Here is a 26,218-nt window from a genome sequence, read left to right as displayed (position 1 = left end):
GATCGGTCGCCGCAGTCCGCTTTCCACGTCTATCCAAACCGCAATTTCTTATGAGAAAGTACCTCCTGTTCATACTGGGGCTGGCCTGCTACGCCCCTATGATGGCCCAGCAGCGATGGCGCATCGCCCCGACGCTAGGCGTAAACACGTCTTCTGTTTCGCTGTCCAATGCCTATAAAGCCGATCTGAACAGTGGTACGGCTAAAACAGATATTGGCCTGGCCTTCAAATGGCAGATCGGAGCCTTTGCAGAGTATCCGTTTACGGAACGTTTAGCTTTCCGCACGGGTCTATTTTACACGCCAAAAGGCTTCAACTTAACCGTAAAAAGCACTCAGGCAAACGTTCCTACAATCACCGGTAGCCAAAAGAGTTATTATCTGGAAATCCCGCTACTGGTCAATGTGGCCGTTGGGCAAAAGGGTTTTCGGATTGTAGGCGGGCCGGTGTTCGGACTGGCGCTAGGTGGTACGTCCACGATAGATCCAGTCAGGTATCTGGGCAATACTATTTTCGAAGGTCAGACTGCCAGTCTCACTGTTGGCAGCAGCATCACGGACGATCTGTTGCCTACCGACACGGGAATCATCATAGGCCTGGTACGAGAGCGTGACCGCCTCGGTTTACCGATTGAGCTGGGCGTATACAGTCAGATTGGTTTATCCAATTATAACCCCAGTCTCACCCGGCAGCCTTCCCACTCCGTGCGCAATACTTTATTTGGCCTTAAGGCTTCATATTTCTTCGAAGTAGGTCGCTGACAGGATTTTCCGTCGGCACCTGCTTTTTGATTCTATCCACACCCTTTTTATGAAAACAAGTTCTATTCTCCGCTACTGGATAGCCGGTTGGCTGGCCCTGTTGCTCATAGCGAGCCAATTGTCCTGCGGTAAGAAAACCGCCGTCGCCCCCAGTACGGACCAGCTTAAAAAAGTTTGGTCAGCGCAAAGCGTGAAGGAAAACAGTGCTACTGTGTATACGAAAGGTGGGGCAGCTAACAGCCGCAACTACACCGCGTTCCGCCTCGACCTGAGCAATCCGCCCGCTGTCAGCTTCAGCGACTGGGACGGCGTGACGGCCACCGGCCAGTACGAAGTTACCGGCGGCACGCGGCTGGTCCTGAAAAACCTGACGCTGCCACCAAGCAGTACGAATGGAACCATCGAATTCACCATCAATTCGGTGAACGACACCCAGCTCGACCTGACCCGGATCACGGTCAGCCCAAAAACGGGGAACAGCACCAATCAGTACGTATTGACCAATCCATAAAACCACATCGATACCATGAAAAGCACTTTCTACTTCTTAGGTCTATTGCTACTACTCAGCACCGGGTCTGTGTCGGCCACTGTCTTCCGGGTTAACAATGGGTTGACCCAGAATACCTCTCTAGGTTTGTTTAATCAGATTCAGACGGCTCTTGATGATTTTAAGTTCAAAAATGGGGATACATTGATGGTAGAAAGTTCAGCCATTGATTATCGCTACTTTACTTGCAATAAACGGGTAGTCATTATTGGCCCTGGCTATTTTCTGGGTGATAATATAGGAGTGAACAGCGTGGCAGCCAGTGCCAGACTAGACTTCACCACGTCTACGTTCTCGCCAGGATCTGAGGGGTCCTATTTCATCGGCATGGAATTGAATGTCCCGCTGTCTATCGGCGCAAGTAACGTTTATATTCTCCGGTGTAAAGGCGGTTTTAATTTCAGCTACTCCAGCGCCACGCCTACGTCTAACTGCAAACTGATCGATTCATACTGTACCGAGATTGGTGGCTCGGCTACGTACAATTCCAATATTTCCGTTACAAACTGTATAATAGGCAGGGATAACCTGGGCTCAAGTTATCTGAGCTATGACAATAATATTCTGGTTGGCAAAGACTACACCTGGCAAATTACCGCCGGAACGTTCAGGAATAATATTCTGATTGAACGTGATGCAAAAGTCGATATCAGATCGCCGAACTTTCAGAACAACCTTGCTCAGAATCAGCAGTTTGGTACCAGTAATGGCAACATTACCTACGACCCCGCCAATCTCTTTGTAGGAGGTACCAGCAGCGATGGCAAATACCGGATTAAGTCAACTTCACCCTACATCACGGCGGGGTATGGCGGCACTCAACCGGGTATTTTTGGTGGGTCGGAGCCCTATATGCTGTCGGGAGTGCCGCCGATCCCGATCATCTATGAACTGAATGTACCCGGCACTGGTTCAGCCGCAGCGGGCCTGCAGATCAACGTGAAAATAAGGGGAGCGAACTAAGATGAAAACGCTGCTTCTCTCCCTGGTGCTGGCCGGCCTTAGCCTGAACCTGCACGCCCAGATCCGTCAGCTCGAATATGGCTGGGATACCGACAAAGGCCATGGCCTCAATACCGTCGTACCTGTATCGGGTGCCGGAACGGTGGCTGACCTGAACCTGACGGTGCCGATGACGGGCCTGACCAACGGCTACCATTTGCTGTTTGTCCGCACCCGTGACGCCAACACTCGCTGGAGCCATACCTACCTGCGCCTGGTGAACGTGCTGGCAGGGGCTGTGCCGGCCAAAATCGTCCGGCTCGACTATTTCTACGCCCGGTCAGGAACAGTGATAGGCCAGTACAGCTATCAGCTGCCCACCCCGGCTACGTCGGTTCAAGTAGCCGTACCGGGTGATATCTCCCAGCTCGTGGTAGGGCAGACCTATACGGTGAGCCTGTGGGCCACTGACGAAAATGGAACCCGAAGCGAGGTGTATTCGCAGACGTTCACCTACCGGAGTGTTGACTGCAAAGGATTGGCGGTGGCCATTAGTGGGGCCGATAAATTCTGTAAGGGTGGTAACACCGTCCTGGCGGCAGGGGTAACGGGAGGCAACCTGCCGGTGACCCTAAGCTGGACACGGGCAGGGACGGAGCTGGCCAAAACGACCAGTCTAACGGCCGCACAGGGGGGGACGTATTCTGTGAAGGCTACCGACGCGCAGGGGTGCGTTGCCACGGCCTCGCTGGCCGTGACCGAAAACACCAGCCTGCCCACCCTCAGCCTGAGTGGTGCCACCAGCTTCTGCACCGGTCAGTCGACCACACTGACGGCTACAGCCACGGGTGGCACCGGGCCTTATGTGTATAGCTGGAAACAGGGCACGACCGCCGTGGGTACGTCGGCCGGTACGTTGCCGGTCAATACGGGCGGGGCCTATACCGTGACGGTAACCGATGCCAGCGGCTGTGCCAGCGCTTCGGCCACGACGACGGTGACCCAGCGGCCCGCCCCCAGCGCTACCATCACAGCGTCGGCACCGGGCATCATCGGTGGAACCAGTGTGACCCTTACGGCTAACGGAGGTTCAGGGCTGACCTACCAGTGGACGCGTGACGGGCAGCCTGTCAGCGGCGCTATGCAGGTGACCTACACCACGCAGCAGCCGGGTTCGTATGCCGTCGTTGTCGCGCAGGATGGTTGCTCAACCACGGCTCAGCCTACTGTCATCGGCCTGATCACGGCGACGGAAGAACCCCTGACCGGGCCTGACTTTTCGCTGTCGGCTTCGCCTAATCCGACGCCTGGCGCGGTCCAGGTACGTATCGTCACCCAGCCAGGCCGCACCGTGCCGGTTACGCTGACAGTGCGAGACCTGACCGGGCGGGCTGTCTGGCAACAGACGGTCAGCGTATCGGGGCAGCATACGGAACACCTCGACCTGGGCCAGCACCCTGCCGCGCTGTACCTGCTCAGTGCCACCTCCGATGCCCAGAAAAGCAGCCTTCGGCTGGTACGTCAGTAAACGTTAGTCCACAAACCAGTTTAACCAATCCAGTGATGAACACATCAACTGCGCCTGCCGTGCTGCAGGTCAACGGAAAAACGATCCGTTTTATGGCCAATACCGGCCTGGTCGACAAAGTATCGAAACGGGTAGAAACCAAATTCAACGCCTCGGCATCGGGCGGAGGCACGCAGCAGTATGGGCGCACGGTCGTGTCGACGCCGACGACCCTGAACGTAAGCAGTACGAACACGACCGTGACGGAGCTGTGGATGAGGGATGGCGACAAAGAATTGGACCACACCCTGAGCAGCGATCTGAGTGTGCGGGAGAACCAGAAGGTGAGCATCCTGATGGTGTCGGGTGAGCACGGCGAAAACAGGCAATATGTGGGCGTTCTTAACTACAACACGGGCACCTGGCAAACGCTGAATACCCTGGACCATATGGTACGAAGCCTGGTGATGCCACCCCTGGGGACGATCATCTATTTTCTGCTGTGTGCCGGTGCCGTCCTGCTGTGTGCGGTGCACTGGCTGGTTACCCTGCTGGCCTTCGGGGGGATTATCTATCTGGCGACAACCCGCAGCACGAAGATGAAAGAAGCCAGAGAGGAGGTCAACCGTCAGGTGGCCGAGATGAAACAGTGGCTCATAGACACGAACGGCGTATAACCCTATCCGTTCAAGGGCGGCAAGTGCTCCTCCTGCTTCGCTGGCTGGCTACGTATGGCTGAGGAGGCGCAACTGATGATGCGTCGGTGCAGAGCCGTCCTGCTGACAGACGCTAGATAAACCAGATGGTATACGCCACATGAAAGCTTCTATGCCCCTGATACATGTCACCCGGATCCTACTGCTCCTTTTTGTTGGGCAGCTACCGGCAAACGTGTATGCGCAAGACTCCGATGAATCCATTCCTTTACGAACCTCGTTTGGTATCAGCGGAAACATCGGCGTTCGTCTGTCGGCGCCTGAGCCGGTGGTCCACAATACCGGCCGGGTAGTTATTGCCTATAAAGGTAAGCCGGAACGTAGTGGCTGGTGTGGCTGCACGTACTATGCGTTAAACGATCAGGGAACGATAGAAGAGGTAAAGTTTGACGAGTACAACGCCGATGTGCAGCTCCGGTATGGGCTGTTCAGGCGAAACGGCAACGGTTGGCTCATCAACGGAGGCTATCACTTCAGCCGCTACAGCTATTCGTATAAGAATATTCCCTTTATGTTCAAAGGATATAGGCTGGAATCCAGAAACAGTGATCTGGAGTCGCACGGTATACTGCTTGGCCTGGCCAAATACTGGAATCCTGGTTTGTTTGTCCGCCTGAATGGGCTCTATCATACCGGCTATACGACAGGTGCGTTTAACAAACCGGTTGACAGTGCGTATAAGTTGAATTTTACGGAGAATGGCACCGGATTTCTCGTTACCGCCGCTGATCAGGCCAGCAGCCGTTTTTCGATTGTTCCGGAGGTTGGGCTGACGTCGAAAAAGTATCCCATGGAGTTTTCCATTGCGGTTGAACTACCCGTGAGTCGATACGCCATGACGGAACAATACGCTTACTATACAAATCAGCGGTTAACGGGTGTGGCCACGGCGTCTTATTCAACCATGAACGTCGTGCTCAACCTAAGGCTGGTTGGCTTTACGCTGTTTGAAACGCGTCATCGGGGCCGTCCTGTCCGGCAGCGTGCCAAACCAGCGCAGCGCGCTACGGATCCCGCTTCACCCAGGACATATTCAGATCCTTCCTATCCTCAGCCTCTACCCACGCCAACAAATCCCCAACCATCAGCCCACCAGCACGAGCCAGCTACCCAGGTCCCCTACAGTGGCCGGAGTCGGTTTGACAACGTCGCCGTGCGCAAACCAATTCGGCTGCAGGTCAACTTCGACCAGTCGGCCGATGAGCTGCTGGCAGATTCCTTCGCCGACCTCGATGCGCTGGCGCAGTGGTTGAACGCAAACCCAACTGCGGAAATACGACTCGAAGGGCATACGGACCTGATCGGCGAAGCCAAAGAAAACCTGGAGCTGTCGCGTCGGCGGGTGGTAGCCGTCAAAGACTATCTGTCGCGGAAAGGGATTGCTTCTTACCGGGTCGAAGCGGCCTGGTTCGGGGCGTCACGGCCACTGAGCCGAAACTGCCCGCCACCTGCCTACTGCCCGGAGAACCGACGCGTGGAGATGGTCATCCGGAAACGATAAACTGCCCTACCCGTGAGGCACATACCTTGATTCGTTTATGAAAATTCTTGTGAGCACGCTGCTCTTTTTCCTGCTTTGTGGAAACCGTACCAACGCTCAGAACCAGCACCTGGTCACGGTAGCCGAGTTGAAGGAGCTGGTTCAGTGCCCTGATCAGAACTGCTTTCTGGCGCTGGTCAACCCCTGGGGGTTCAAGTACAAAAGCAACAAGAAAGGAAAGCTGAACAAACAGGAGGGGACGCACTACCGCTATGTACGGCCGTATCCGAATCCACTCTTCGCCGAGGCAACGGCGAGCTACTGGATCATGGTCGACAATACCCGGCAGGTGGTGTTCTCGTCGGACAATAAAGACTGGATCGCCAGCCTGGACAACGCCATCAGGGCGGGCGGCTTCGTCTCGGTGGAGTCGAAAAGTACGCTGACGACGACGGAGGAGCAGTATCAGTTCAACGAGAACGGGCGTGTCTGGCAGCTGCACCGGAGTAAGCTGGATCTCATGGCTGACTCCGGCACGACCACGCTGACGATCCGCTATGACGGTACACCTGTAAACGCATCGTCTGTTCCCGGTACCGGCATCCAGTCGGCCGGCCAGACGGTTCCTCCCCGCAGTGCGGGATCTGCCGTTCCGCGCCTGGGTGGCGATTGGGACAGGAACTATCCCCAGCAGAACGCAGGGGAGCTGCTCAACGCCGAGCGGTCGTACGCCGCGGACTATGATCGGAAACATGGAAAAACGGGTCAGACGTTTTTCCGGGTCGAGAAAGTCAGCCTTCAGGCCACGGTCACCAATCAGTACCGGCCGCTGACGGATGATCGGTGGGCCAGGAGCTTTGACCTGCCCATTCGCAGGACGGGTTTTGACGCCGTTGCCAACGATCGTGTCCGGCTCTTCCGGCAGGAGGCACTGTTTGAGGTGGCGGGTGAACGGATCTGGATGCCCGTTCAGGAAGTGCTGCTGCAGACTTTACCCAAAGAAACGAAGCCCGGCCAGCTGGTTACCCTGTATGCGCTGCTGGTCAGTTATCATGACTTCGGTGGTACGCTACACCTGTCGTTTCTGGTGAATGAGTTTGCTGCGGCTGCAGCGGCTCAGGTGGTAGCGGAAGAGTCCCCTTACGCTCACTTAATCAAAGAAAGCCCATCAATCACCAATTCAACGGGCAGTCGTCTACCTGGTACCACCGACTGTGGGTTCAATTGGAAACCCTGGAGTAGTGTATCAGCCGTGGAGAAAGGGCAGATGAAGCGCGTGATGGTCTCCAAGTATGAAGAGCCGAACATGAGTTTACTGCAGTACATCACGGATGAGCTGACGAAAGGCCATAAAATTCAGCTGGCCCGTCACAACTTCTTTCGGGACGCCGAGTCCGGCTATGTGGTGTATATTGAGTACAAGGTACCCGAGAACGGGAACAAGGGACGGGTTGAGGTCTATGAAAACCTGGGTGGCTCCAGGCTCTGGCCCGCCGCCACTGTGAAGAATCGGCTGTGCGACGTCCGCCCGGTTGATATTCAAAAGCCTGTCAGACACCCGGGCGTTACGGGCGACGACGGGCAGACCCTGGAGTTTCTGGGAAATACATTCTTTGCAATGGAATATGCCGAGTTTCTTAAAAAGACCGGGCAGACCAACCCGGCCAGATCAGCAGCGGTAAAACCGGCCCCAGTTTCGTCGGGTATTGGAAAGACTGCTGGCGGTGACACCCTGGAAGAGTTGAGCCTACTGTTGCTGAAAGCGCTGAAAACAAACGACAAAGCGCTCTGGATGCGCTGCATGCATCCAGATGACAGCGTGGAAGATGACGCCCGCTCAGCGCTGCGGTTTGATCAGTATAGAGAGTGCCTCGATCAAAATGGCGTGACGGAGTGGTCATCCGTCAGCTATAGCCGAATGACGCACCTGGCGCGGCCCAATGGCGGAGACAAAGTGGACCTTACGGTGATTCGCTCCCGGGTGACGATCGAGTTTACCTACAGGAACGGCGAGTTTGTAGGCGGCTTGAGCTTTGGCTCTTTTTCGAAGTACAACGGCAGATGGCTTGTCTGGGCAGCAGGATTTGGTGGGGATAACTGTACTGTACACCGAAATTTTGGACGATAGGTTTTCACAGCTGATTGATGACCTAATGCGATGCGCTACCTTCCGGCACTTCCCGGGCTGCTTCCTTATCTGGTAGTTGGTCTGATCGGTACGTCTGAGGCGACCGTCAGGCTGAAGTCGCGGTCAGTGCTGGCGGGGCAGGGGTCGCTGCTGGCCACGTCGATGAGCTGTTTCGTAGGGAGGTTGAAGCGGCACAGGCTGAAGAAATCGAGAGCGGTAATAGCCAGTTCACTCTCTTTACGGCGGAATTCACTGACAGCCCGTTCGTATTCATAACTGACCTGCAGATGATCTTGTGGGGATAGCTGCTGTTTGTTGAACGCCTCGTCATTGATCCGCTGGATGGCGAGCAGTTTGGCCAGCAGCCTGCGCTCCCGGTCAAGCTGCTCTGACCGGACTACCAGTTTCCGGTACTCTGTGCTGATCCGGGCCAGCGTTTCTGTGTACTCGACCTGGTAGCGGGCATCGAGTGCCTCCAGCCTGGCTGCCAGGGTCAGTTTATCACGGTCGATCTGGGCGATGACACCGGTGTTGAGGCTAATAGAGGGGCTACGAAATGACCAGCCTGGGCTTGGGAGGTAATACCACCATTTTTTCCGGGTGGTGATGGTGAATTCCTTTCGATCGGCCTTCCATTTCTGGACCATAAACGTGCGGTAGGAAGCCTCGTAGGTGCCGAGCGAATCAAGCGTAATCGATTGGGCCTGTAGAGTTGCACTTAGTGGCATAATGGCAAGGGCTACGGTCACGATGACTTTTAGCCAGCGGGGGATAGGGGAGGTAGACAATCTAGCCATTCTGAGTAGACGCATAATCGGAGAAAGTTAACGAGTGAGAAATTGTATAATATGAAGTCAAGGCGGGGTTAGTATTCTGCAAATGCGCTTGGAATTGTACAGTCAACTGGGGAAAGTCGAGCGGGGCCGTATGTAAGTAATCAGTCTGGCTAATCCTCGCTATCGACGTAATATTCGCCGCTGGCTTTATGCGCTGGCAGTGAGGCTTGCAGGCGCTTATACATTTCCTGAATGTCCCAGGTTTCGAGTGGTTTTGTTTGGTATTGCTCGGCCATTGCCTGGGCTATGGTTTCAGAAACTGGATTGATTGCATAAATCGCTGATGGGTTTACCATTCTGGAATAGGCGGGTTGTCGGGTAGTTGCTGGAACGTCGATACGGATGAAGTTGCCAGCGAGCACGTGTTCAGAGATTTTCCCGGCCATTTTCTGATGGCCGAAAAGTTCGATGATGGCCCATAGTTCAACGGGCTGAGATTGGTTCTGCATGGTGGAGTTTTTTGGTGGTGAATTGTTATTTGGCCTGCTGATCACGGTGCGATCGTAGCTTGATTAGCAGATCAATAAACCAGTTGGGCGGGTACGTACCGATTTCCTTGTTTCTGTTTGTCCTGCTGCGTAGATCGAGCAGTTTGTCAACGGTAGGCAGGTGTCTGTTTGCGCGGAAAAATTCGATAGTAGCCGTGTTGAACAGTTCGGGCGGGATCAGCATGGTTATAGTGAAATTTTGAAGTGCCTGGCTGCGGCTTCCATTGCTTCGACATACTTGTTCCGGGTCGTCTGGCTTATTTCTCCGGAAGTCAGCTCTCGGTAACGAATGCGGCATTTGGTCCACGAAAGCTTAGTAGCATTGTCTAACCCGAGTACACGTTGCCAGTCAGGAATAGCGAACTTAGTTACTGGTTTGTGTGCTGGCTTCTTCGCCTTTGGTTGGCTGGGTTTGGCTACGGGAGCTGGCGTGTTTGTCAGCTTTTTTCCGATCAGCTTGAAGTTAATCGGGATCGGCTTCTTGTTATGGACGCGCGGTTCTCCGTAGCTGAAGTACTTGGGATCGTCGGCGTATTTTGGGTTTCCTCCGAGTCGGGCGGCTGTAAATCGCATGTCTGGAAATAGCGACTCGAATAAACTAGTTACGTCCTCTATCTCGTGGGGATCTTCAGAGCAGATACGAATCTTTACCATGCTGTTTGTTGGTTAAGGTAGAATGCTGTAGGCTGCCTGCGAATCATCAGTCAATGGTGGTGTGGAGTCGTTTTGTATATAGAATTGACTACCTGCATGTTGATCGCCGTTAGTTTGAACATGCGAGTATGAATCGTCTGGATTTTTGCGCCATTGCCGGCCCTTGTTGATCTCCAGTTTCTTGGCGAACGCTTCGGTTATCTGGTCGACAGAAATACCGTGACGGCCTGCACTGTCAAACAGGCACATAAGCGCGTCGGCGTATTCAGTTGTAGGATCGTTGCCTTTCAAAATGTCAGCTTCGATTTCCTTGATCTCGCTTTCCAGCTTGCGGAGTGAGCTGATGGCCGTTGCTTCGGTGAATGTTTCGCGGCTCCAGGCGAAACGTTCTGCTTCGAGTTCGGTAATGCTTTTGGCTACTGGCACAAGCTTATAGCCATGTTTCCAGAGCGAATAGCAGAAATCACGCTTATCCGATTCCAGCGAGATGTACCCAAGTTTATCAAAGCAAGTGTGTAATGATTGCAGGAATTCGGAGGTAGCCAAGTTCATGTAATGGCTATCCATCGCTACAAATTGTGGGTCTGCGTTGGGGTGATACTTGTTCATGGTGGTAAATGAGTGAGCCCCTTCGGTTAGTGAGCGTCGGGGGCTGGTGAGTTGATTATGCTTTTACAGGTTTCTTGCCGTTCTTCCTCATAGGCTGGCCGTTGATTACTGCGGCTGTAGTTGCTTCCGGCTTCATCGTCGAATCACCTGGCTCCGTAGTCGTTCCTGGCTGCTGCGGATCTACATACATGGAGTCTAATTCGGCCGGGTCAAACGTTTCGGTTTCCTGCAGGGTAGATGCTTCTGGCTGCTCGGTACCGTTGGTCAGTACGTCGCTGTCGGTTTCGTCTACGTCGGCCGACTCGTCGTCAAAAGCAATGTTGTGTTTCAGGTTGTCGGCGGCAAAGAATGGAGTGAACAGACCGGCGTTCCAATCCTGTTCAACTTCTTCTCTTGTTGTGTAGTCGTACTCCAAGCCGCAACTGTATTTCTGGCCGTGGATATCGTTCAGACTGATAAATAGTATCGCTCCTGAGTCAGTGATAACCTCGGCTATATTCTCGCCATCGGTTGAAATTGTCAGTACGATAAAACGTTGTGAATCGGGTGTTTCTGACAGATCGCCAACCGCCCACTCTTGCGGTTCAAATTCGCTGTCTTTTGCGTTAGCCTCGAAGGCATCAACGAAAGACTGATAATTAGTACTGCCTAACTCGGCAAGATCGTTAGCGGTGAATGGTGTTGATGCATCATTTGGCGTGGCCGGCTCCTCACCAAACATCGACATTTGGCGTTTTGCGGCCTCATTGCGTTTTTCCTGCTTACTGGTAGGATGCCGAAGCGGTACAACCTCGTTTCCTTCACGGTCGTAATATTCGGTATTGCCTGACATTTCGTTAACGACCGCGTGAACCTCAACGCCTTCAAGGAATGTACCGGCTTCCAGGTGAATTCGTAGATCATCTTCACGATCTACAAGGCTTGATATTTCGGCCTTGAATTCAGCGGCCTTTGTTTTGGCTTCTGCCTTTTTTGTTTCGATAGCAGTCATTGTAGAAAGCAGGTTGATTACCTGTTCGCTACGTTCTTCTTCTGTTGCTAGGCGCGTGTATTTGCGCATCTCGAATTTGATTGAATCGCTCATGGTAGTAAGTGGTGGTGAATTGGTGAGAATTATTTCTGTGAAAAGTGGTTGCAGGATGAATTGAGCGTGCAAAAGCTGTAGCCATTTTCCTGCGTGCTGCGGTCGGTGGTTCCTATAAAATCAGCTACAGCTTTGCTAATTGCGCCATCATCGAGTAAGGCTAGTGTCAGCGCCTCATCACCTAGACATGTAGGCGCTTCATCGAATGTGTACTTGGTGCATTGCTGACAATTGCGTCTGTGCCAGGTGTCGAACTCACTTCCGTTGCTGAACGGGTGGTACTTCACATCGTCGTTGGTCTGCATGAGATTAGGATTTCTTATAGGGTGAAACTTCCACACCTTCATGCCTCAACAGCTTATACAGGGACCCTTTTGAAATGGATAGTTGCTTGGCGATATCGTCGACAGAAACTGTCTTAGCATTATAGAGCGCAACGGCTGACTTGGCTTTCTGTAACAGTTCTGGTGTGATGCCTGGGCGGCGACCTCCTGTGATACCTCTAGCTCGGGAGGCTGCCAGTCCAGCGTTGGTACGTTCGCGCAACATATCGCGCTCAAATTCGGCGAAGCTGCCAAAGATGTTGAAGATTAGATTACCGGTTGCCGTGCTGGTATCGATCGACTCTTTCAGGGAGCGGAACTCAACACCCTTACTTTTTAGGAGATTGACCGTTTCGATCAGATGTTTCAGTGATCTACCCAAGCGGTCGAGTTTCCAGACAGTAACGGTATCACCTTCGCGTACCTGGTCGAGAAGTTTATTGAGTTCGGGCCGGTCGGTCTTAGCACCCGAAACCTTCTCTTTGAAAATCTTCTCACACCCTGCGGCTTTAAGCGCGTCGAGTTGTAAGCTTAGATTTTGATCTTCTGTGCTGACCCTTGCATAGGCAAAGTGCATTTGTTCGCGTTACCCGTTGTGTGTCGTGATAACTGTACAAAGGTAGTAGAACGGCAATAGATTACGTAATTAATTACGTATATCGGCGTTTATCGTGCTTAATAAATTTTGTTCCCAAAATCTTCTTATACGACCGTTTGAATGAACATTATAGTTTTCCATATATTGTTATCAGTTTACACGTTAGGCTACTATCCTCATCATCATTTAATTTCTATGTTCACGACTACAAAGTTGACAGGTTTTCAATCCGTGAGAACCCAGTCAGAATTCAGAGACAAGGTATGGTTAATTACATTAACTAGCCCGGCTAATGGTTACGACTTTAAAAAAGTAAGGCTACACAAAGCACAGCTCATGCTGTGGGGTATCAATATTACCCATACCTCGATAGTCACGTAGCGAAATCTCCCATTTAAATACAGTTATCCCTAAAAATATTCAGCTCGACTCAGACAACTTCATGAGCCGTAATTGACCATTATTTGCATTTTTTAGCAAATACTAGAATAAGCGTAGATTATATTTCCTTTGTCTATTCATTTTTACCAAGTGAATAGACAAAGCAATTTCCTTTTATAGGTACCTGTTCTTTTTAAACTTTCTCCTAATCCTAAACTTTGCTATGGCACACCTTTCAGCTTGGAATGTAGATGCGAATGACATCACACTTGGCGACTTAGACAATGTTGATCTTGATTCTTTCATCGTTAAAACAGATGAGATAAATGAGTTCTTAAGTCACAATGGTAAGTCTAATAAAAATTTCATTGTAGGTCCAAAAGGACTTGGAAAAACATTATTACTTAAAGTAAAAAGTTCACAATTAAGAGAAGGAAAAAACGGAAAAGGATTTGCATTTATTCCTAAAAAAACATTATGCGAGAGGGTTAGTAGACCAGGTGTAACTTTTTCTATAGAAGACCTTAACAAGTTTTTGACTAAAGACATCTGGATTAAAGTTTGGGAAGTCTGTTTATACACACTGATATTACGCAGGTTTGAAATTGCTTTACCTAGTGAAATATCTGCTATAATTGGAAATGCAACTGAGCTATCTGAAATCTTTGCAAATCTTTTATTAGACAGAAAATCTATTGAAAAAATATATCCACTTATAAATTCAAATTTAAAACCCAAAGTTCGCGATTTGGAAGAATATGCAGAAGGCGTTAACCAAGTTGCAATATTTATAGATAATATAGATGAAGCTTTTGATGATCAAATTGGAATTGATGAACAAATTTGGGTTAACGCTCAAATATCAATTTTAACAGCCGTTAAAAATATATGTAGTAACAACCCACATATAAAAATATACGTTTCTATCAGGAGCGAAGCGTATTACAAAAATCAGGACCCAACACGACTTCAATTGGATTCAAGAACTATCTTTTTAAAATACAATAAAACCCAATTAAGGAAAATTTTCTATAGAAACGTTGCAATGCTTCCTAAGGAAACCCTAGATAAAATTTCAAGCAACGATCCAATTACAATGCTAGTTGGCTTTAATACTATAGATCATCCATTTGTGATTGATGTGAACGGTAATCCAGTGCAAGAAAATCTTTTTGATTATATTTATCGCCACACTTTTGGAAGACCCAGAGAAATAATCATAATGGGAGAAGCTATAACAAAATTAGAAAATAAAACTCCAGATACAGTTAGGCGAGTAGTAAATGACATAAGCTATGACCTCTTCAATCAATTAAGAAGGGAAATTATTCCTTATTTCAATGAGATAGAATTTGTTGAATTTTGCAAACTAATCAAAAAAAATGTATTTACAAATTCTACAGAAAATAAAGTTTCAAAAGAAATTCAGAAAAAATTTAATTTTGAAGACTTTTGCTCAAAATTATATAGCCTAGGAATATTAGGATACGTAGACAGTAACGATGGTAAACTTGTACAGAAATTTTTACCAGTTGGGCAATATACTCTGGTTAACGAAAAAATTCCTGATGTTGAATCCTTCGTTACACATCCAGCGACATATGGTGTTTTAAATAGAGTTCATGGCAACCTCAGAGCATTTATGGATAGGAATAATATAGTTGGCTATGATTATCCTTTTCATATTAGGACTGACAATAGAACTTTAAATCATATGCATGTAGGCTTAGATAGAGATAGTCTTACTATTATGATTCCAGAACTTTACAAAACTAAATCATTAGCAATTGTTCTTGAACCATCACAAGAGTGGAACGAGTTACAAACAGTGAATAAATTTATTTTGACTTTTAACCAACGTGATGAACTTGGCTTTTCAATTTATCGTGATAATTTATTGAGCAGTCAAAAAGATGCCCTTATCTATGATTGGATACACAATCAACAGCATGTTATTATATACTCAAACAACAGAAAAGTGATAAATGACATTTTCAATAACGCCCACACTATAAGCTTTTGTATACCAAATGAAAATATTCTTAAAATAATAAACCATAGTAATGATAGCAATAAGATATGCTATTATTGCCAGAAAGTTGTTAACCCATCAGATTTTATTAAAATTAAACATACCTTAAAAAAGTTCAATCCAAACTACAATTTAGAAAAAGTTTTGATAGATAGATTTTTCTATAGTCGAAACTCAATCATTAAAGACAATGCTTTAAAATATAATTTACAGGCAGAGGAATATGGGCAGCTTATTTGTTCTGATCGTGAAGATTCAATAATGAAGCCTTCCCAAATAGTGATCAGGACCAAATCTCCTTATGAGTTAAGATTTTTTGAACTTAGAAATCAGCTACTATCTGAAGGGTTATACCAGTTTTATAAATATCTAAAGCAAAACACTTCAATTACGAAGTATAATGAGCAAGGAGAATTATTTGATTTGTTTATTAGTATTCAGATCAATAGAATATTTAATGAAATAGAATTGAATCGTATTAGATCTATTTACCAAGTAGATTCAAAAACTGAACTTTACGATAAACTAAAAAAATACTCAATCAATGTGTTGAATCGAATAGATGAGTTGTCCAAGAATTATTCAACAACTGGCACTACAGCAATAGTGGACATATTAAAAGAAAAAAGAATATTTCCTAGTGACAATGACTATTACAGTTTTATTGAAAAAAATCATTCTCGGTATTTGAATTCTGAGTTATTACAGCAACTTATGAATCATTTACAAATAAAGCCAAAACCTGAATTTGCGACCGTATTCATTTCATACAGCTTCATCGACGCCAAATTTGCCGAAAAAATTGCAGACAGATTAGGAATATTTGGCATAAAAAGATTTTTGTTTGGACAAGACGATCCGCATCGTCTGCTTAAAAAGATCATGTCTGAAGAAATAGACAAGCATGACAAAGTCTTATTCATATGTTCTGAGAATTCTTTAAAAAGTGTAGGATGTAGGTTTGAACTGAGCAAATGTAGACTAAAATACATGAGTAGTTGGAACCACATTCTTGTCCCAATTAGAATAGACAATTTTATTTTTCAAATAAACAAATACGATCTTCCTAAAAACGAACAAGAAGAAATATGGGCAAATATCGAACATATAAAAGATAGTAATGTGGTCGATTACGAAAGCTATCTGCATACAAGTGTCAACTCTTTATTTGACTCAAAGCTTTTAAAGTTAATCAAAGATTCATTTTTAAAGTAGATGCGACAGCATTTAATCGACTTTCTACAAAGTAATTCTTTCCTCATCAAATAACATACATTGTTTGTAAAGTTAAATATTCATGATCTCTCTAAAAATTTATGCTCTGCTTTAGTATACCCGTGAAGTTGCCGGATGCATGAGCAACCCACTCGCAACGGTTGGCCGGTACGCGAAAGATGCACCTAGCCCGGTGGGTGCAATTGGCCATGTAGGTGATTTACCTCCAACGATAGAAGGTCGAAACGTTGACAGAGGAGGCGCAGCTCGAGGCACTCAAACTCAATCATGAGTACAATATGGTCCGTTTTCTTCACCAATAAATGGGGTGTACTAACCCCCCTTACAATCCCCCGAAAATTGCGTATATTTATAGGGCACGATAGGTTAAACCCCGCACCCATGATTTACGCGTATATTCGAGTATCCACCGACCGGCAAACGGCCGAAAACCAGAAGTACGAAATCCTGAAGAAAGTCGCGGCTGACCGGGTACACGTGGACCAGTGGTTGGAAGAAACCGTCAGCGGAACCAAGTCGGCCGATGCCCGAAAGTTAGGTCCATTGCTGGCGTCGATGAAGGCATGTGATATTTTGTACGTGACGGAGTTGTCACGCCTTGGCCGGTCACTGATGGAAATCATGGCCATCCTTCATCAATGCATGGAAAAGGACGCCCGGGTCTACGCCATCAAAGAAGGCTACGAACTCGGGAATAACATCAATAGCAAGGTCCTGGCCTTTGCCTTTGGGCTGTCGGCTGAAATCGAACGGCAACTGATAAGCCAGCGGACACGGGAAGCCCTGGAACGAAAGAAGGCGGAAGGGATGAAGCTTGGACGGCCAGAAGGAAGCCAGAATAAAGAAGTGAAGCTGACAGGAAAGGAAGATACTATTCGGGAATTGCTGAAGTCAAAAGTGTCTCATTCAGCTATTGCCCGTATATTAGGCGTAGATCGCCAAACAGTATCTAGTTTCGTTAAAACGAGGCAAATAATCTGAGAGTTTTTCTATGATAGACTTTATTGTGCTATTCTTAACACTGATAGGTGTTATTTTTGCTGCTCCCCCGTTCTTTTCTTGGATAAACCAAAATTATCCAACTATGTATCTCATAATAGATAGTAGTATAAATCTATTAGAAGATGTTTCTAAGAATTCTGACAGGTTGAGAATTACTTATGATGACATGCCTGTGAATGAGCATTTTTTTTTGTTAAAGGCTTTTATATATTATGATGGAAAAGATGATTTAACAAAGAGAATTATCGTCAAGTATCCGAGTGTCCTACTGGCGAAAGATACTGTTATACATAACTGTTTAATTGTCGATAATATATATAACATAGTTGTAACTCCTAATATCAATCAGCATAGTATTGTGTTTGATATGGATTTAATGAAGAGTAAAGAGTTTTTTTCGTTCGAAACTCTTATCGAAGCAAAAGATATAACTAATAGCAATACGTATGAATTGATATCAAGAATTGAAAACGTTAAAAATTATAAGACTCTAGATTTAAAATCGTTAGGAAGCGCGCCAGCTATTGGCAACTTGTTCTTGACTATAATTGCTGCTGCTTTTTCAATAATTGTTTCTTTTATTGCCACCGATAGCACCAATATAATTGGCAACAGTCATTACAAGAAAACCTTGCTATACAAAGGCAGCGTCGTGGTGTTTGGTGATGAATTAGAGGGGAAACAAGACATGGCAGACTCTTCAGTATCGACTATGCTCAATAGGTATGCAGTAAAAACCAATAGTAAGAATTTGCTGAATGATTTTAAAAATCAGAGTGATTTTATAATTAAAGGCTTTTATGCTAACATAGAGGCAGATTCGATAATTTCTGTAGCCAGTGACAATCTATCTGTTTTGCAGTTATCTAATTTAATCGATACTATGAATGGAAAAGTTTACAGCTATAAACTTAAAAATAATTTTTCTGTTGAGTTTACATATTCAGAATTGTGGGAGATAAGAATAATGTTACTATTGGCTTTCGTAATAGGTCTATCATTGATATATGTATTATATGAAATCAAAAAAACTTCTCAAATTAGAGACGCAATAAATACTGTGAGTAAGTTTAAAGGTTCTAAGGTTACTAAAAACAAATCTTAATATTTTACATTAGATTAATTGTCTTTGAAAAGTTTGTCAAATACGTTGATCTTTTCCTTCTTCCGCTTCTCGCTGATATGAATGTACTTCATAGTGGTTTCCAGCTTTGAATGGCCCATGTAATCCTTCAGCGTGACCACGTCCCCGCCTAATTCAATAAACAGCGTTCCAAAGGTATGCCTGGCTGTATGGGTGGTCATCTTGAAGGGAATGTTCAGGTGGCTTCCAATCTTCTTCAGAATCCGGTTGGTATAGGGTTCTGAAAATGTGTCGAACAGTTGCCCTTCCGCTGACGTAATGAAGCTTTGACAAATCGAGTGCAACGGAATCCGGACTACCTTACCAAACCGCCGGGTTTTAAACGGCGTCAGCACCAACCAGCCAGGTTCAGACAAGTTACTATGGTTCATTAGTACGATGTCTGAAATACGAAGGCCAGTGAAGCAACTATACAGGTAGTATTGCAGAACCTTCCGCCAATGCTCGGGCGCTTGGCCTTGGTTATACAGATCAAGTAACGCCACCAGTTCCGCTTCTGTGTGGGCGTGTGGCAACGATTCGGTGAACTTGAATTTGAAGTTCTTGAATGGATTTTCAAAGACGTACTTATCCACCACGGCCCGGTTGATGTATGTCTTAATGTCACGTAAGTTTTTGGCAATCGTTACCGGGTCATTTTCGTGGACGGTCTTACAATAGGCTGTGAAGTTTTCCAGCAACTTACCCGTCAGTTGAGTAAACGGAAGCGGATACGGAAACCGATCTTCAGACGTGGCCGCTGGCGCTGGCTTCTTCTTCAGCTTCTTTTCTACTTCCCGTATCCAGAAGGCGTTGAACTTGTTCAATGACGCCTGGTGGCAATTATAGGTAGCCCGTTCGATCTTCTTCCGCTTCACCCGTTCGGCCGACTCTTTGGCCCAATACCTCAGGAAGCAAAGCCGGTTGTTGAATTCGTAGAAGTCTTTTTCCAGTTGCTGAATGGTCAGCGCCCGTTCCTGAAGTCTGTAGGTTTTGAATATTTCGTTGACCTTGGCGGCTTCTGCGTTGATAATCAATGTGTAATCAACCTGGTCTTTGTCTTTGGGTTGGCGTGGCTTCAGCTTCCCGGCGGCCTTATCAAAGAACGCCGGCGGCCAGGCCAACTTCATCGGAATCCGTATCCATTCCCCATCAATCGAGACATATAAATACAGCGGTGATGTGCCATCTTTTTTGACGAAGTCATCCTTAATAATGACACGCACATTGAAATTATGGGTGAATACCATTCGGAAAGCTTTAGGAAACGTTGGGTGGTATTTTGCAATTCGGAAACGCATTAGGAAACAAAAAACCCCCTAAATAGCGTGTTTAGGGGGTTTTTGGGGTGTTTCGTGGGCCAGGCTGGCCCACAGTACTCAATAGAATCCCCCTATACGCAGTGTATAGGGGGATTCTTGCGTTTACGGCCGGTCCTAATTTTTCCCTAATGCCCGCGTAAGCTATCTGAGCAGCTCATTTTACCCTAATTTGACCCTAGCTGTATTTTGCCATGAAATCATCTATTAAGCTGATAATCAAGGACGATCATATTAAAAAGGACGGCACGTCTGCCCTGTGTCTGGAGGCCCGACTCGACGGGAAAAAAGTGCGGTTTCCGCTTAATATCAGCTGGCCGGCAGACCACTTTGATAAGCCAAAAGGGCAGCTAAAAGCCCGTCAGAAAGGGGATGTGCTCTTCGACGATTATAAACTTATTATTCAGGGGAAAATGGCTGATCTGACGGCCATCTTCACCCACTATCGACTGGCCAAAAAGGAGCTAAGCGTTGAGCAGCTGAAGAAAGAATACTACAGCTGGCATAGCCGGGCTGATTTCTACGCCTATTGGTGGGCTGAACTATCCGATCGGAACCGGCGCGGTAAGATTGAGCACCCTACCTATATGTGTCACAAGGCGAGCTATAATAAAATGAAGCAGTTCAAATCAAGCTGCACGTTTGCCGAACTGACCCCGAAGCTGATGGAAAACTTCCGGGCCTGGATGCGGAAGAAGCTGGGCAACCGGCCCGCCACCAGTGAGAAAACCCTGAAGGATGTACGTACCTACGTCAACCTAGCTATTCAGGACAAGCATATGATCGACAATCCTTTTAAGATCATTAAAGTCCGAAATGTCGAAGTGATCAAAGAGGTATTGACGCTGGATCAGGTAAAGCAGCTAATTGATCTGTATGAGCAGCCCGATCTGGCTTCCTCGTGGTACTGCGTACTCCAGCATTTTCTCTTCAGCTGCTTCACTGGTCTGCGTATCTCTGACATCCAGCGCGTGAAAACGGAACACATTGTCGATGGTGCCCTGGTCTTCAAAGCCCATAAGACCCGCAACGCCAAGCACAAAACCATTTCCATCCCCCTGCATCCAATTGCCCTGCGCTTTGTGACTACCACCGCAGGCCGTCTCTTTGCCACTTATACCGAGCAGTACACCAACCGGGTGCTGCGGAAGATTTCGGAACACCTGGAGTGGACCACTAAAGTCAGCACGCACACCGCCCGGCATACCTTCGGTACCAACTTCATTGAACTAGGTGGGGATGTGGTAACGCTTCAGGGCTACATGGGCCATTCGAAGATTCAGACCACTATGCAGTATGTGCACCTGAGCGAACGAAGGAAAAGGGAACAGATCAACGTGTTTGATTACTTTATTGAACAGGATTCTGACTAATTGACGATAAATGTTTCTTAAATTTAAAATAGACTTTTTTGGGATTGCTAATTTTTAATTTTTTAGTTGTTATAGTTATTCGGAATAGCATCCATATAGTAAACGAAGTCGTAATAATGTAATAAATCAATCTGACCCAGAAGTGTTTATAATGATATAGTACAGAAAAATTATTTCCTAGGTCTGACTTGTAATTTTCTATAAAATAAGCCCTAAGGTTAAACTCGTTACTGTCGAGAATATTATCAGTCATATTTTTGCTTGAATCTAAAATTGAATCTGCACGGTTAATTGCTATTTGGTAAGGCAGGATACTGTCTAGCTTGAATTTGACTTTTCTTTTATAAACACTAGAAACATTTGGTTCTTGGACTTTTTTTAAACTTTGCCAGTCATGAAAATTTTTCGTATACTCTTCTTGGACTTGATCTATATTAATTGGTTTATTATAATAGAAAATACTTTTATTGTACGCTAAATGTTGTTGTTCGTTGTTTAAAAATCCTGGTAATATATTAATCATAATACCAGTACATATAAAAAATGACATCGATAAAATAGATGAAATCATGGAGTTGAGCTGCAATTCCATATCCATTGCGTTCGGATCAATTGTTTCATGATTTGATACACCATCAATTCTAGATTTAAGAACAGCTAAATTTGTATATTTTGGATATGGCGTCGAAACTAAAACTTCAAAATAGAAAAACTCCTCATTTTTCATTAAATCTATAGTAAAAGATATTTCATTATTAATTATCTCTATTACCGGATTTATACCTTCGCTGGATTCAATTACCTCACAGCTGTGGACTTTTGCATTTTTAGGTAGAGATAAAGTAGGATACTTTGTTACCTTACTTTTAGATATATCCTCAGATCCTATATAGCATATAAATAATTTCAGTAAGAAAGTGTTTTCTTTCAATGTTATTGATCGATAAGTTACTTTTAAATCATCTGTCTTAACTGATATGTCTTTTAGCAGATCTATAGATTTGTCAATAAATAAGTAAAGAGTAGGTTTCTTATTCTTTATTGAAGATAGAAATGGCGGAAGACCAAAAAATATAGCAACTATGAGGCCGATGGCAGTAAGCCATGTGTTAATATCCATTTTATGAAAGAAGTAGAATATTTGTTCAAAGTTTATTGATAATGAGTAAAATTGATATTTAGCTTACGATTAGCTGCCATAATGCGGACCAATCAGTTTACGGTATCGCTTCACGGTGGTTTCACTTATTTCCGTCAAGCTAACAATTTCAGCAATTGACAATCCTGCCTGCATCGCTTTCCGAACCTTGCCTAGCTTCACTTGGTCAACACCCGCAGGCCTGCCCATGTGGGTGCCCTTCTCTTTGGCCAGCTCCCGGCCCGCACGGGTACGTTCATTGATTGACTCACGATCGTATTCAGCCAGGGCCGCAAAAATGTCGAGTACCAGTTTCCCAGCCGGGGTACTGCTATCAACACCCAGATCCAGCGCCTGAAACCGAATACCCTTCTGAACGAAATCACGCATCAGTGTGATCAGGTGATCCCGGCTCCGGCCGAGCCTGGTAAAGCGGGCCACCATCACCGTATCGCCAGGCCGGAGTTTAGCCAGCATACGGTCGAGGGCCGGACGGCTGGTGCTTACGCCAGTAATTTTATCCTGAAAAATCTCGTGGCACCCAGCCCGCTCGAGCGCGTCAATCTGGGTGTCTAAGTTTTGATCAGTGGTCGATACGCGGGCATAGCCGAAAACGTGGTTCATAGAGGCCAAAAAGTTAGGGCCACTAAGTTAGTCGATCTAAACTTAGTGGCCCTACTTTTTGGCCGGTGTTTTGGGATGGTATCTAGCCTGGCAACTGTCTATTTGGGTACGTCGGGAAAGTTATACCTTTTTGAACCCTACCTAAAATCTGTACTTCTTCATTAGACAGTCCAATCGCTGAATGAAGCCTATAGCAAACTTCTCAAATCTTAAATTTGCAGCTCTTTTGAAATTACACGCGAGCATCTTTTTAAAGGAGCGTATTACGAGATTAAGTCAACTATTCTTTACCTGCTTAGATCTTGTCAACATGGCTGACTAAACCACTATTCATACCGCAAAGCCCGTACTGGATTCGTACGAGCCAGCCGTATGGCATGGTAGCTCGTCGTTAAGCTAGCAATTAAAAAGGCTGCACCACCAGCCAGCACAAATTCACTAGAGCCAATTAAAATATGGTAGGCAAAATCCTGTAACCATCGCTTCATCGTAAACCAGGCCAATGGACTCGCCAGGAGGATGGACAAGCCAACCAACAAGAGAAATTGCCTTGATAGCAGATAAACTAGGCTATAGGACTGAGCACCCATTACTTTACGAACCCCTACTTCCTTCGTTCTCTGAGCGGTGGAAAAAGAGGACAAGCCGAATAAACCCAGGCAGGCAACAACAATCGTTAGCAGGCTAAAATAGCTGAAGATCGTGACCAGGCGTTGTTCCTGCCGGTATTGCTGGGCAAAGGTTGCATCCAGAAACGTAACATCAAACGCATGATCCGGCAAGATCCGTTTCCACTGGTTTTCGACTAGGTTAAGTCCATCCGTTAGTGCCCCAGTGGATAAACCTACGAGCACTTTTTCGGGTCCTTGCCAGGCATTGTTTTGCAAGACCATCGGCTCGATCGGCTGTTGGGGGGACTGGAAATGGAAATTTTTGACGACCCCGACCACCCGTCCGTGCCACGTTTCGGCTCCAAGGGGCCCTTGACTGATGTCCTTGCCGATGGCTGCTTCTACTTTCCATCCCATCTTCGTCACCAAGGCCTCATTGACTAGCACCTCATTGACTACTTGACCTGTCTCCTTACCCCTCATCCGGGCATCGACAAAATTCCTACCGGCGATGAGGGGAATACCTAATAGAGTCAAGTAGTTTTCGTCTACGTTAATGGAGCGTTGGGGCAATGGTAGCATCTTGCCATCCTTTTCCAGATTGAATGCTGATAGGTTCATTTCCTGGCTAGGCAGGGAATGGGAACCGATTATGGCTACTCCTCGTACATACGCTAAGCCAGCAAGCGCTTCCTTGAGGGAGGCTATAGCTCCGCTGTTGACGGCTTGCTGGGGAATATCCAATATCAGCACCTGTTCCCCTTTAAAGCCCAGATTCTTATGTTGCAGATAGTGTAACTGTTTATAGACGACCAGTGTACCAATGATAATAGTGATCGAAATGGTAAACTGAAGTACGACCAGCAACTGGCCCATTTGTAATCGGGCAGATTTCCCTCCCAGCCGAAGTTTGCCCTTTAAGGCCGTTACGGGCTCAAAAGAAGCCAGGTAAAAGGCGGGATAGCTCCCGGCCAGCACGCCAACGATGACAAAAATAGCGCCCAGCAGGCCAGCCATCGGCCAAGTCATCAGAGAGGAAAGCGAGAAATGCATCTCCGTTATTTCATTATAGACGGGCAGCAGTAGAATCACCAGTAGTATCGAGAGCACGATGGCTAGGCCGGTCAACATCAGGGACTCGCCCAGAAATTGAAGGAGCACCTGGAAGCGAGCGGCTCCGATCGCTTTGCGAACGCCCACTTCCCGGCTTCGCCCGACGGATTGAGCTAAGGAAAGATTGATGTAATTGATCGAGGCAATCAGCAACAGAAACCCAGCGACCAGGGAAAAGATAATTAAGTAGGATCGATTGGCCTTAGGCGTATCAAATAGTTTAGGCTCCCCTACGTGAATATTCCTCAGGTTTTCCAAGACAAAGGCAACGTGGCCACCCCGTTTGGCAAAGTCAGCCTGAATGGGCTCGGCTACCTTGGCCAGCTTCGGGGAAAAGTCGATACCGCTGGCCGCCTGTTTAAATACGACGTAGCTAGTACACCAAGCCTGCTTCTCTAAACTCTCCGCCTTTTGCGCAATCAGTACCTGGAAAGGCATATCCGTATTGGATGGGATGTCTCGTAGTACGCCGGTGATCTGATAGGTGTTCCCCCCTGACTGGAGTAGTTGGCCAACGATTCCTTTTCCCTGGTTCCAGTCGTTACCAAAAAACCTTCGGGCTACCTGTTCCGTCATGACGGCCGATCCGGGACGGGCTAAGGCAGTTTTCGGGTCGCCTGTCAACATGGGATAGGTAAAGGCGGTCAAAAAGGCTGGATCGTACACGGTATATACCTGATCCAGGCTAAGTACGCGTGGCGCTTTATTGGTTGGCTGAGAGACCACCTTAAAGGAAACGTTGCCGGGATTGGCTTGCAGTCGAATGACCGCTTCGACTTCCGGATAGTCTGTCTTTAGCTGTTGGCCAATGAAATTAGGTGCCCAAGCCGTATGGTCTTCTTTTCCATCCACGGTTAATTGGGTCGATAAATGGAAGATGCGGTCGGCCTTGAGGTGATAGTTGTCGTAACTCAACTCATGCTGAACATACACCATAATCAGCACACAACTGGTCACACTGACGACTAATCCCAGCAGATTAATGAATGAAGCCAGTTTCTGGCGCTTTAAACTGCGCCAGGCGCTTATGACATAATTGTTAAGCATGCCACCTGTAAAGCGGCTGAACTTGCCTCTTGGCGTTAGTAAGTTGTTGCCATTCTGAGAAGGGATCATGGTAGAGATCGGTCGTGGTTATAGGAGTAGGAGTATAGATGCTCTTTTCCTATAAAATCCATAACCAGTTCTTTCTTAAATATATAGCAAGAAGACGTTGAACCGCTCAATAGATCACTTAAACTATCAACTCTAGAATCGCCCGTTTTCTATGACGACCTGTTTAGTATGGCCATTTATAATCGTGTAAGTTGTCGACGGTCTCAAATAGCTATCTCATGAATCTGTGTCTCAGCTTAAGAGATTTGTCTGAGTTAGTGAGATCAACGCGCTACCCATCACAATGTCTTAAACACTCATCGCTTTCGGTTTCTGAAATGATCATCTTGAGATTTGGTGATACTTTTCCTTCATTTTGCTACCTATTTGCTACCTGCTTCAAAATCATTTAATAACTAGCTGATAATCAGATCAGCCATTCTGTCCCGTCCGGACTGCAACAAATACTTATACATACTATACTCACTTATTCGT

At 46.8% G+C, this 26,218-nt stretch carries 23 protein-coding genes; 11 read left to right on the top strand and 12 right to left on the bottom strand.

Going from position 1 to position 26,218, the window contains the following annotated elements; genetic code table 11:
• Window positions 1-50 precede the first annotated feature (50 nt).
• The 7 genes from J2I46_RS20115 to J2I46_RS20085 all read left to right on the top strand — a co-directional run bounded on the left by J2I46_RS20115 (window position 51) and on the right by J2I46_RS20085 (window position 8,084).
• Window positions 51-761 (top strand): porin family protein, encoded by a 711-nt coding sequence (locus J2I46_RS20115; protein ID WP_207330850.1) that lies wholly within the window; start codon window positions 51-53, stop codon window positions 759-761.
• A gap of 49 nt (window positions 762-810) precedes the next feature.
• Entirely contained in the window at window positions 811-1,272 is a 462-nt protein-coding gene (locus J2I46_RS20110) for a hypothetical protein (RefSeq protein ID WP_207330849.1), read from the top strand.
• A gap of 15 nt (window positions 1,273-1,287) precedes the next feature.
• Entirely contained in the window at window positions 1,288-2,274 is a 987-nt protein-coding gene (locus J2I46_RS20105; RefSeq protein WP_207330848.1) for a hypothetical protein, read from the top strand.
• 1 nt (window position 2,275) lies between these two features.
• On the top strand, window positions 2,276-3,781 hold the full coding sequence (locus tag J2I46_RS20100; protein WP_207330847.1) for a T9SS type A sorting domain-containing protein: 1,506 nt from the start codon (window positions 2,276-2,278) through the stop codon (window positions 3,779-3,781).
• Between the two features lie 35 nt (window positions 3,782-3,816).
• Window positions 3,817-4,437, top strand: coding sequence for a hypothetical protein (locus tag J2I46_RS20095; RefSeq protein ID WP_207330846.1), 621 nt, complete (start codon window positions 3,817-3,819; stop codon window positions 4,435-4,437).
• A gap of 139 nt (window positions 4,438-4,576) precedes the next feature.
• Window positions 4,577-5,977: an OmpA family protein gene (locus tag J2I46_RS20090; protein WP_207330845.1), complete on the top strand. Its 1,401-nt coding sequence runs from the start codon at window positions 4,577-4,579 to the stop codon at window positions 5,975-5,977.
• Window positions 5,978-6,014: 37 nt separating this feature from the next.
• The gene (locus J2I46_RS20085) at window positions 6,015-8,084 is read left to right on the top strand and encodes a hypothetical protein (RefSeq protein WP_207330844.1); all 2,070 of its coding nucleotides are present in this window, start codon (window positions 6,015-6,017) and stop codon (window positions 8,082-8,084) included.
• Window positions 8,085-8,149: 65 nt separating this feature from the next.
• On the opposite strand, the gene J2I46_RS20080 is transcribed toward J2I46_RS20085, so the two are convergent.
• The 8 genes from J2I46_RS20080 to J2I46_RS20045 all read right to left on the bottom strand — a co-directional run bounded on the left by J2I46_RS20080 (window position 8,150) and on the right by J2I46_RS20045 (window position 12,655).
• Window positions 8,150-8,896 carry a hypothetical protein gene (locus J2I46_RS20080; protein WP_207330843.1) on the bottom strand — a complete coding sequence of 249 codons (747 nt, stop codon included), beginning with the start codon at window positions 8,894-8,896 and terminating at the stop codon, window positions 8,150-8,152.
• A gap of 134 nt (window positions 8,897-9,030) precedes the next feature.
• A complete protein-coding gene (locus tag J2I46_RS20075) occupies window positions 9,031-9,369 on the bottom strand; it encodes a hypothetical protein (RefSeq protein ID WP_207330842.1) in 339 nt (112 codons plus the stop codon).
• A 25-nt stretch (window positions 9,370-9,394) separates the two neighbouring features.
• Window positions 9,395-9,592 carry a hypothetical protein gene (locus J2I46_RS20070; protein WP_207330841.1) on the bottom strand — a complete coding sequence of 66 codons (198 nt, stop codon included), beginning with the start codon at window positions 9,590-9,592 and terminating at the stop codon, window positions 9,395-9,397.
• Window positions 9,593-9,594: 2 nt separating this feature from the next.
• On the bottom strand, window positions 9,595-10,062 hold the full coding sequence (locus tag J2I46_RS20065; protein WP_207330840.1) for a hypothetical protein: 468 nt from the start codon (window positions 10,060-10,062) through the stop codon (window positions 9,595-9,597).
• A 12-nt stretch (window positions 10,063-10,074) separates the two neighbouring features.
• The gene (locus J2I46_RS20060) at window positions 10,075-10,671 is read right to left on the bottom strand and encodes a dATP/dGTP pyrophosphohydrolase domain-containing protein (RefSeq protein WP_207330839.1); all 597 of its coding nucleotides are present in this window, start codon (window positions 10,669-10,671) and stop codon (window positions 10,075-10,077) included.
• Window positions 10,672-10,726: 55 nt separating this feature from the next.
• Window positions 10,727-11,755, bottom strand: coding sequence for a hypothetical protein (locus tag J2I46_RS20055; protein WP_207330838.1), 1,029 nt, complete (start codon window positions 11,753-11,755; stop codon window positions 10,727-10,729).
• 29 nt (window positions 11,756-11,784) lie between these two features.
• Window positions 11,785-12,060 (bottom strand): hypothetical protein, encoded by a 276-nt coding sequence (locus tag J2I46_RS20050; RefSeq protein WP_207330837.1) that lies wholly within the window; start codon window positions 12,058-12,060, stop codon window positions 11,785-11,787.
• Window positions 12,061-12,064: 4 nt separating this feature from the next.
• Entirely contained in the window at window positions 12,065-12,655 is a 591-nt protein-coding gene (locus J2I46_RS20045) for a recombinase family protein (RefSeq protein WP_207330836.1), read from the bottom strand.
• 625 nt (window positions 12,656-13,280) lie between these two features.
• On the opposite strand from J2I46_RS20045, the gene J2I46_RS20040 reads away from it, so the two are divergent.
• The 3 genes from J2I46_RS20040 (at window position 13,281) to J2I46_RS20030 (ending at window position 18,432) form a co-directional block, all read left to right on the top strand.
• Window positions 13,281-16,304, top strand: coding sequence for a toll/interleukin-1 receptor domain-containing protein (locus J2I46_RS20040; RefSeq protein WP_207330835.1), 3,024 nt, complete (start codon window positions 13,281-13,283; stop codon window positions 16,302-16,304).
• A 402-nt stretch (window positions 16,305-16,706) separates the two neighbouring features.
• Entirely contained in the window at window positions 16,707-17,306 is a 600-nt protein-coding gene (locus J2I46_RS20035) for a master DNA invertase Mpi family serine-type recombinase (protein WP_207330834.1), read from the top strand.
• A gap of 103 nt (window positions 17,307-17,409) precedes the next feature.
• Window positions 17,410-18,432 (top strand): hypothetical protein, encoded by a 1,023-nt coding sequence (locus J2I46_RS20030; RefSeq protein WP_207330833.1) that lies wholly within the window; start codon window positions 17,410-17,412, stop codon window positions 18,430-18,432.
• Between the two features lie 14 nt (window positions 18,433-18,446).
• On the opposite strand, the gene J2I46_RS20025 is transcribed toward J2I46_RS20030, so the two are convergent.
• Window positions 18,447-19,751: a site-specific integrase gene (locus tag J2I46_RS20025; RefSeq protein WP_207330832.1), complete on the bottom strand. Its 1,305-nt coding sequence runs from the start codon at window positions 19,749-19,751 to the stop codon at window positions 18,447-18,449.
• 212 nt (window positions 19,752-19,963) lie between these two features.
• On the opposite strand from J2I46_RS20025, the gene J2I46_RS20020 reads away from it, so the two are divergent.
• Entirely contained in the window at window positions 19,964-21,142 is a 1,179-nt protein-coding gene (locus tag J2I46_RS20020; protein ID WP_207330831.1) for a site-specific integrase, read from the top strand.
• Here the strand turns inward: J2I46_RS20020 and J2I46_RS20015 are convergent.
• The 3 genes from J2I46_RS20015 to J2I46_RS20005 form a co-directional block, all read right to left on the bottom strand.
• On the bottom strand, window positions 21,120-22,262 hold the full coding sequence (locus J2I46_RS20015) for a hypothetical protein (RefSeq protein ID WP_207330830.1): 1,143 nt from the start codon (window positions 22,260-22,262) through the stop codon (window positions 21,120-21,122). The two genes, J2I46_RS20020 and J2I46_RS20015, sit on opposite strands and share 23 nt — an antisense overlap.
• Window positions 22,263-22,331: 69 nt before the next feature.
• The gene (locus J2I46_RS20010) at window positions 22,332-22,904 is read right to left on the bottom strand and encodes a recombinase family protein (protein WP_207330829.1); all 573 of its coding nucleotides are present in this window, start codon (window positions 22,902-22,904) and stop codon (window positions 22,332-22,334) included.
• 326 nt (window positions 22,905-23,230) lie between these two features.
• Window positions 23,231-25,744 carry an ABC transporter permease gene (locus tag J2I46_RS20005; RefSeq protein WP_207330828.1) on the bottom strand — a complete coding sequence of 838 codons (2,514 nt, stop codon included), beginning with the start codon at window positions 25,742-25,744 and terminating at the stop codon, window positions 23,231-23,233.
• Window positions 25,745-26,218 lie beyond the last annotated feature (474 nt).

The sequence above is a fragment of the Fibrella forsythiae genome, from assembly GCF_017353175.1.
Classification (GTDB): Bacteria; Bacteroidota; Bacteroidia; order Cytophagales; family Spirosomataceae; genus Fibrella; species Fibrella forsythiae.
The sequence above is the reverse complement of the archived record's forward strand: the minus strand, read 5'-3'. Positions and strand labels throughout refer to the sequence as shown.